Below are 3,455 nucleotides of genomic sequence, written 5' to 3' on the forward strand. Positions count from 1 at the left end.
GCCGCCGCGCCCGCCGCGGCGGACGCGGCCACCGTGGTGGCGCCCTCCGTCAGCGCCTCCCCGACCGCCGACGTCGCCCGCGGGGCATCGCTCTCGCGCTCGCAGTCCCGGCGGGTCGCGGCCGCGATCACCGGGATCTCCGCGCTGTCCACGACGACGAAGTGGACGACGACCACGCTCAACCTCTGGTCGGGCGCCGGCGACGACGCGACCGCGGCCGGCGAGGTCGCGGACCTCACCAAGATCCAGAGCACGGGCGTCACCCGCAACGGCCGCGTCCAGGTGGTCGTCGACGGCAAGGTCCGCTGGGTCACCGAGGGCTACCTCGCCGACGAGAAGCCGGCCGGCATCTCGATGGAGCCGTGCCCGGACAGCTCGGTCGAGAAGGGCCTCAAGGCCAGCACGATCAAGGTCTACCGCTCGGTCTGCCACGCCTTCCCCGAGATCACCTCGTACGGCGGCTGGGCGGCTCGCAGCGAGCACAACACCGGCAACGCCCTCGACGTGATGACCTCCGACAAGGCGCTCGGCGACAGGATCGCGGCCTGGGCCAGGGCGCACGCCGCCGAGCTCGACCTCTACGACGTCATCTGGTGGGACCGCATCTGGACCCCCGTCCGGTCGAGCGAGGGCTGGCGGGACTACGGCGACCACGGCGGTGCCACCGCCAACCACATGGATCACGTCCACATCGGGACGAACCCGTAGGCGCTCTGGCGCGCTGCGGAGTGTCCGCGGCGTCGCACGCCGCTCGACGGCCAACCCCGGGCCGCCTTTCGGCCCGGCGCCTTGCGATCGCACGCACCGGGGCACGGCTAGTGTTCGGCGCGTGGAGGGCTACAGCGCGCACGATCGGGAGCGGGTCGTCGCGGAGCCGCCCAAACGGGTCGAGGCGCCGGAGCGGACTGCCTTCGAGCGCGATCGCGCCCGGGTCGTCCACGCCGCCTCGTCGCGCAGGCTGGCCGCCAAGACCCAGGTCGTCGGGCCGCAGTCCGACGACTTCGTCCGCAACCGGCTGACCCACTCGCTCGAGGTGGCGCAGATCGCGCGCGACATCGCCCGCGCCTTCGGCGCCTCCGAGCTCGCCGACCTCGCCGAGACGGCCGCCCTCGCGCACGACCTCGGCCACCCGCCCTTCGGCCACAACGGCGAGGACGTCCTCCACGAGCTCGCCGGTCCGGCGGGTGGGTTCGAGGGCAACGCCCAGACGCTGCGGATCCTCACCCGGCTGGAGTCCAAGACGCAGCGGCCCGACGGCAGCTCGGTCGGCCTCAACCTCACCCGCGCGACCCTCGACGCCTGCACGAAGTACCCCTGGCCCGCCGCCCCGGGCGTGCGCAAGTTCGGCGTCTACGACGACGACCGCCCGGTCTTCGACTGGCTCCGCGCCGGCGCCGACGGGCAGCGCCGGTGCGTGGAGGCCCAGATCATGGACCTCGCCGACGACGTGGCCTACTCGGTGCACGACGTCGAGGACGCCGTCGTGGCCGGGAAGGCGGATCTGACCCGCCTCGACGTGAGCGCGGTCCGCGACGCCGTACGCGGCTGGTATCTGCCCGACGCCGACGACGCGTCCCTCGACGAGGCACTCGCCGGGCTGCGCGCGGTCGAGAGCTGGCCCCGCGGCCCGTACGACGGCAGTCGCGCCGGCCTGGCGGCGCTGAAGAACCTCACCAGCGACCTCATCGGCCGCTTCTGTGGCGCGGTGCACCGCGCGACGCCGGCCGAGGGCGGCCTGCTGCGCCACCGCGGCGACCTCGTCGTGCCCGGCGAGACCCGGCTGGAGATCGCCGTCCTCAAGGGCATCGCGACCCACTACGTGATGCTCGCCGAGGACCGGCGCCAGACCCAGGAGCGGCAGCGCGAGCTGCTCGCCGAGCTGGTCGTCGTGCTCCTCGACCGCGGCCCCGACGCGCTGGACCGGCAGTTCGCCGACGACTGGCTCGCGGCCCCGGGCGACCGGGAGCGGCTACGGGTCGTCGTCGACCAGGTCGCCAGCCTCACCGACGTGACGGCGTACGCCTGGCACGACCGGCTCGTCCGCGCGCCACGACCCCCGATCTAGAGAAGTAGAGTTCGCGCATGGCCGGGCGCATCCTCGAGAAGAGCATCGCCGAGGTCCGCGAGAAGGCCCGGATCGAGGACGTCGTCGGCCAGTACGTCACGCTGCGCCGCTCCGGCTCCAACCTCCAGGGCCTGTGCCCCTTCCACGACGAGAAGTCGCCCAGCTTCAACGTCAACCCGTCGCGCGGGTTCTACCACTGCTTCGGCTGCGGGGAGGGCGGCGACGTCATCGCCTTCGTGCAGAAGATCGACGGGCTCTCCTTCGGCGAGACCATCGAGCGGCTGGCCGACAAGGTCGGCGTCCAGCTCGAGCGCGAGGAGGGCGACGGCCGCCCGCAGCAGCCGCGCGGCCCGAGCCGCGGCAAGCTCGTCGAGGCGCACAAGATCGCCGCGGAGTTCTTCGCCGAGCAGCTGCTGGGCCCCGACGCGGTCGCCGCCCGCCAGTTCCTCGCCCAGAAGGGCTTCGACCAGGCCGCCGCCGCGCAGTTCGGCGTCGGCTTCGCCCCGACCGACGGCAAGCGGCTGCCGCAGCACCTGCGCGCGCGGGGCTTCAGCGAGGAGGAGCTCACCGTCGCGGGCCTCGTCGGCACCCGCGGCTTCTCCCGCTTCGAGGGCCGCGTGATCTGGCCGATCCGCGAGTCCGGCGGCGACGTGATCGGCTTCGGCGCCCGCAAGCTCTTCGACTCCGACCGCATCCCCGGCAAGTACATCAACACCTCCGAGACCCCGATCTACAAGAAGAACCAGGTCCTGTACGGCATCGACCTGGCGCGCAAGGGCCTCCAGACGACCCACCGCGCGGTGGTCGTCGAGGGCTACACCGACGTGATGGCCTGCCAGCTCGCCGGCGTCACCACCGCCGTCGCGACCTGCGGCACCGCCTTCACCTCCGACCACGGCAAGGTGCTGCGCCGGCTGATGGGCGACTTCGCCGGCGCCGGCGGCGAGATCATCTTCACCTTCGACGGCGACGCCGCCGGCCAGGCCGCCGCGGTCAAGGTCTTCGCCGCCGACGAGGACTTCCACTCGCCGACCTACGTCGCCGTCGCGCCCGACGGGCTCGACCCCAACGACCTGCGCATGGCCGAGGGCGACGAGGCCGTCCGCGCGCTGGTCGACAACCGCAGGCCGCTCTACCAGTTCGTGCTGCGCAACGTGGTCTCCCGCTACGACCTCGACCGCGCCGACGGTCGCATCGACGCCCTGCGCGAGGGCGCCCGGCTGGTCTCGGCGGTCCGCGACCGCTCCAAGGTCACCGAGTTCGCCCGCGAGCTCGCCGGCCTCGTCGGGGTCGACACCGGCGACGCGCTGGCCGAGGTGAGACGAGCCGGCTCCCGCCGTACGGCGCCGACGGCCGCCGCCGCGCCCCAGGCGCCGCCAGCCGGCCCGGC

3 protein-coding genes are annotated in these 3,455 nt (G+C 73.6%); all 3 read left to right on the plus strand.

Annotated features, from left to right (window positions below):
• Positions 1-708 (plus strand): mucin-2 protein (locus tag QM572_RS17740; protein WP_415095302.1); only part of this gene is annotated, 708 nt, incomplete at its 5' end.
• A gap of 121 nt (positions 709-829) precedes the next feature.
• A complete protein-coding gene (locus QM572_RS17745; protein ID WP_415095303.1) occupies positions 830-2,065 on the plus strand; it encodes a deoxyguanosinetriphosphate triphosphohydrolase in 1,236 nt (411 codons plus the stop codon).
• Between the two features lie 17 nt (positions 2,066-2,082).
• Positions 2,083-3,455: DNA primase (gene dnaG / locus QM572_RS17750; protein ID WP_415095304.1), on the plus strand; the 1,373-nt coding region annotated here is incomplete at its 3' end.

The organism is Nocardioides sp. (assembly GCF_047607365.1).
Lineage (GTDB): Bacteria > Actinomycetota > Actinomycetes > Propionibacteriales > Nocardioidaceae > Nocardioides.